This is a genomic window from Pseudooceanicola lipolyticus (assembly GCF_002786325.1).
GTDB classification, from domain to species: domain Bacteria; phylum Pseudomonadota; class Alphaproteobacteria; order Rhodobacterales; family Rhodobacteraceae; genus Pseudooceanicola_C; species Pseudooceanicola_C lipolyticus.
Genome location: NZ_PGTB01000296.1, coordinates 1 through 2,420, shown reverse-complemented (window position 1 = coordinate 2,420; position 2,420 = coordinate 1). Strand labels below are relative to the sequence as shown.

The window sequence follows — 2,420 nt, the reverse complement described above, 5'->3', positions numbered from 1 at the left end:
GCCGCGGCGCGGGTGAAGTCCCGGCCGCCGGTCAGCGTCAGCGCCGCCACCGCCAGCACCGCAACGCCCAGCGAGACCGGATCGTCCAGCAGGAACAGCCCCACCGTCGCCACCGACAGTGCCGCCAGCTTGGCGCCGGCCGGCACGCGATGCGCCCAGGTTTCAATCGGCGAGGTGAGCGAGATCATCGAGGCCTCCCCAGGTGCGCATCTGCCGTTCGAATTCCGGCAGCACCGCCGCGGCCGGTCCATCGCGCCGGATCCGGCCGTCATCCAGCCACAGCACCCGGTCGAAATCGCGCACCGTCTGCGGATCATGGGTGATCTGCACCACATGCGCCGCGATGCCATCGACATAGCGCATCAGCTGCAGCCGGGTCGGGATGTCGAGCCCGGAATAGGGCTCGTCCAGCACCACCAGCGCCGGGTTCATCGCCAGTACCGACAGCAGGCAGACCAGCTGTTTCTGGCCCTGCGACAGCGCATGCGTCGCCGCCTTGGCCCAATGCGCCTTGCCGAAGCGGGCCAGGATTTCGGCGGTCTCGCGCGCCGCCTGATCGCGGCTGCGTCCCAGCTGGACCAGACCAAAGGCGATCTCTTCCTCGACGGTGGGAAAGATGATCTGGTGATCGGGGTTCTGGAACAGGATGCCGACGCTGCGCAGCGCCGTCTTGCGGTCGCGCGCCAGGTCGGCGCCATCCACCCGCGCCTGACCCGAATCCGGCGCCTGCAACCCGGCAATCACCCGTCCCAGCGTGGTTTTCCCCGATCCGTTGCGCCCGACTATGGCCACCCGCCGCTCTTGCATCTCGAACGAGACGCCGCTCAGAGCCTGTTTCTGGCCCAGCCGTACCGAGACATCGCGAAAGGCCAGCCGCGGCATTTTGACAGCAACATCCATCTTTCGCGCGTTCGCTCACCTTCGGGGAACAGGGCAGGGCGGGCTTTGGGTCCGCAGCGATGTACATGGTTTTGCGGTCCAGTCCAACAGCGGAGTGCGCAGCGTCCGACGCCCGGCCAAGCCAGCGAAACCGGCCTTGGGCGGGTGAACCACCTTATAAATGCCACGCGGCGGCAGCCGTTTAAGGGGATCGGCAGGCCCGAACCCCTGAGAGGTGCACTCGGCAATTGCTGGTCGCGCCGGATCACCGGTGAACCTCGCTTCGGTCATCGGCTAAAGGGCAACGACCAGATGCAAAGCCTGGAAGTCGCCCAATGGCGCGATCACCATTGAGCAGCCGAGCACCGCCTCGCTATCCCGTGCCCGCGTCAGAACCCGACGGCGCAGCCGTCCTTGCGATGGTCGGACCCGGCGATATAGCCGCCGTCGATGCGGCGGATCAGCTGGGCGCCGCCAAAGCCAAACTCGGCATTGCGGCCCTCTCGTTCCACCTGGTGGCCCAGCTGTTCCAGCGCGCGGACGGTGGCCTCGGGCATCGCCGCTTCGACGGCAACGCGGCGGCCGCTCAATACTTGCCAGCGCGGCGCGTCCGAGGCGGCCTGCGGGTCCTGCTCCCACAGCATGGTGCGCAGCATCATCTGCAGATGCCCCTGCGCCTGCATCGGGCCGCCCATCACCCCAAAGCTCATCTCGGGGCGGTCGCCCTGCATGACAAAGCCCGGAATGATGGTGTGGAACGGGCGCTTGCGCGGCCCGACTCGGTTGGCATGGCCCGGCGCGGTGGTGAAACCGGCGCCGCGATTCTGCAGGTGGATGCCGGTGCCCGGCACTACGACGCCCGAGCCGAACCCCATGTAGTTGGACTGGATCCACGACACCATCCGCCCCGACGCATCTGCCGCGGTCAGATAGACGGTTCCCCCGGCGGTCGGCGCGCCGGCGCCGGGATCGCTGGCGGCATCGGCCCGGATCAGCGCCGCGCGCTGGTCAAGATAGGCCGGATCCAGCAACGCCTGCGGATCGAAGGGCATTGCCGAGGGATCGGCGACATATGCCTCGGCATCGGCCAGCGCCAGCTTGGTCGCCTCGATCTGCAGATGCAGCGACAGCGGATCGTCCGGCGCCCGCGCACCGATCCCGGCGCGGTCCACCAGCGCCAGCGCGATCAGCGCCGCGATACCCTGGCCGTTGGGCGGGATCTCGTGCAGCGTCCGGCCGCGAAAGCCCATCTTCACGGTGCCGCACCAGTCGGGGGCGTGGTTGCCGAGATCCTCGGCGGTCAGCACCGCGCCGTTGTCGGCGGCGGCGGCGGCGATCGCCTCGGCCAGCGGGCCGCGATAGAACGCCTCGCCCTCGGTCTCGGCGATCAGTTCCAGGCTGCGCGCCAGGTCGGGGTTGCGAAAGATCTCGCCCGCACGAGGCGCCCGCCCGCCGGGCAGGAAACAGTCGGCAAAGCCGGGCTGGTCGCGCAGCACGGCACCGCCCTTTGCCCAGAGCGCCGCGATCGCGGGCGAGACCGG

3 protein-coding genes and 1 pseudogene are annotated in these 2,420 nt (G+C 69.0%); 1 reads left to right on the top strand and 3 read right to left on the bottom strand.

The window, feature by feature from the left end:
- Both CVM52_RS25200 and CVM52_RS25195 read right to left on the bottom strand, forming a co-directional pair.
- Nucleotides 1-188 (bottom strand): annotated as a pseudogene (locus CVM52_RS25200) (energy-coupling factor transporter transmembrane protein EcfT); the annotation flags it as partial.
- Nucleotides 163-900, bottom strand: a complete 738-nt coding sequence (locus CVM52_RS25195; protein ID WP_240621074.1) for an energy-coupling factor ABC transporter ATP-binding protein — start codon at nucleotides 898-900, stop codon at nucleotides 163-165. The pseudogene CVM52_RS25200 and the gene CVM52_RS25195, both read right to left, overlap by 26 nt.
- A 144-nt stretch (nucleotides 901-1,044) precedes the next feature.
- Between CVM52_RS25195 and CVM52_RS25190 the strand changes: the two genes are divergently transcribed.
- Nucleotides 1,045-1,233, top strand: coding sequence for a type II toxin-antitoxin system YoeB family toxin (locus CVM52_RS25190; protein WP_240621073.1), 189 nt, complete (start codon nucleotides 1,045-1,047; stop codon nucleotides 1,231-1,233).
- A 35-nt stretch (nucleotides 1,234-1,268) separates the two neighbouring features.
- Here the strand turns inward: CVM52_RS25190 and CVM52_RS25185 are convergent.
- A partial coding sequence (locus CVM52_RS25185) for a gamma-glutamyltransferase family protein (protein WP_100165004.1) occupies nucleotides 1,269-2,420 on the bottom strand: 1,152 nt, incomplete at its 5' end.

Bases quoted from the DNA above. Each gene is read 5' to 3' on its own strand.
- CVM52_RS25195 (WP_240621074.1), bottom strand. From the start codon at position 900: ATGGATGTTGCTGTCAAAATGCCGCGGCTGGCCTTTCGCGATGTCTCG.